This window comes from Lacticaseibacillus suilingensis, assembly GCF_016861845.1.
GTDB lineage: Bacteria > Bacillota > Bacilli > Lactobacillales > Lactobacillaceae > Lacticaseibacillus > Lacticaseibacillus suilingensis.
On sequence record NZ_BOLV01000057.1, the window covers coordinates 1 to 1635 of the forward strand.

A 1635-nucleotide genomic window follows, 5' to 3' on the forward strand; every position below is an offset into this window, starting at 1 on the left:
TTTTCTACCAGTAGTCAAGAGAAAGTTGATTTAATCAGCTTTCTCTTTTTCTTTGTCTTGATTTTGGACATAGGGAGAAGAAGTTGGGCTTTTCAAACTCTGTTTTGGCGTATACTAAACAAGCCTCATGTATTTCGTGATTTTGAGGTGTTACAAGCTGACTAGATGAGCAACGATTTACGGTTCTGGGCAGAACGCTGTCTTATCGTATGGCTCATTGTTTAGGATCAGGTGGCGGATCAGTCGGTTCAATTGGCTCATCGCCGCAACGGCAATCTTCTTGGTTCGATTAAACTGAGATGATTGCTTTTTGCGTTTATAGGCTGCGCTGATTCGAGTGGGACGATACCTTGCCGCGCTGACGATGTTGATGATAGCTCGGTACATAATCTTTCTGGCATAGGCATTCCCACGCTTACGAATGTGCTGCTCGGCGTTGTAGTTTCCGGACTGGTATTGAATCAAGTCAATACCAACATACGCGTTTATCGCGTTGGCACTGTGGAACCTGCGTACATCGCCCAACTCGGCGAGCAGGCACAACGCCGTTTTCTCTCCGATGCCAGGAATTGACATGAGTATTTGCACCTCGCTCAAGCCTTTCGCCACCACCGCCATTTCGACGATGGTGGCGGCCTTTAGCTGATCAAGCCGCGCGACTTCTTGGGCTTGAAATGTCGTTGCCTTGACGATGTAGTCCGTTTCAACTGCCGCTGGAGCGGATAGCTGAGCTAGGTCCCACAGTTTGCCAGCGATGCGCTGTGCACGTTTTAGCCCCATATTCTTGGGTGTCGATTCCATCACCACCCGAGTGAGTTCATCCATCTCGCAGGCGAGCACGGCATCCGGATGTGGAAATCTCTGAACCAGGTGCCAGTACAGTAAACCGTCCGTAGAGCTGAGCACGTGCTCAATCTCGGGGAAGGTCATCTGAAGTGACCGATGAAGCCTGTTCTTGGCTCGCACGATATCTTCATTGTGCTGCTGATAGGTGCGCTCTAAGTCGCGCAATTCGCCATACACAGGCTTTTCCTGGTAAGTGGGGGCGAAGTGATAGCGCGCCATTGCTCGCGCCAATCCCTCCGCGTCCAGAACATCGTTCTTGCGACTTCTGAAATCCTCCATCGCTCGTTTTGCCTGTAGCGGATTGATCTGCGTGTAAGCCAAGCCTTCCCGCTGGAAGAACGCGGCCACGCGTCTCGAGTACACGCCAGTCGCCTCAAAGATTACCACCGGTGCACTGAAGCTTTGCAGCTGTTCATCGAGCGCCGCAAAGCCTATTTAGTTCAGAGTATCTTGAACCTGTGCAGTACCTTGTCATTGGCAAGAATTGCCACCTCAGCGGTATCCTTGCTGACATCAATACCAAAAATACATTCCATGCTGAAACACCACCTTATGAAGTTGTCTCACCGATTCACTCATCCCAATTTTCAATACACGGCGTCAAGCGCCAACGGACTTCGAGCGAGTTAATTGGTGGATCAAGTGAAGTTGTCAGTTTTTATTGCGGCGTCAAGCGCCAAAGAGCCCCACGACATGTCAACTTCGCTACCACTTTACCAGAAACGAAAAAGTGGTGAACCAGGATCCCGTCGGATCTTGGTTCACCACTAATGTTAGTCAGTTTTTTTG

At 50.0% G+C, this 1635-nt stretch carries 1 protein-coding gene; it reads right to left on the reverse strand.

Translation table 11 applies throughout. From position 1 onward, the window contains the following. Window positions 1–177: 177 nt before the first annotated feature. Complete coding sequence (locus tag JUF11_RS13010; protein ID WP_236000619.1) at window positions 178–1233, reverse strand: IS110 family RNA-guided transposase; 1056 nt, start codon at window positions 1231–1233, stop codon at window positions 178–180. Window positions 1234–1635: the final 402 nt, after the last annotated feature.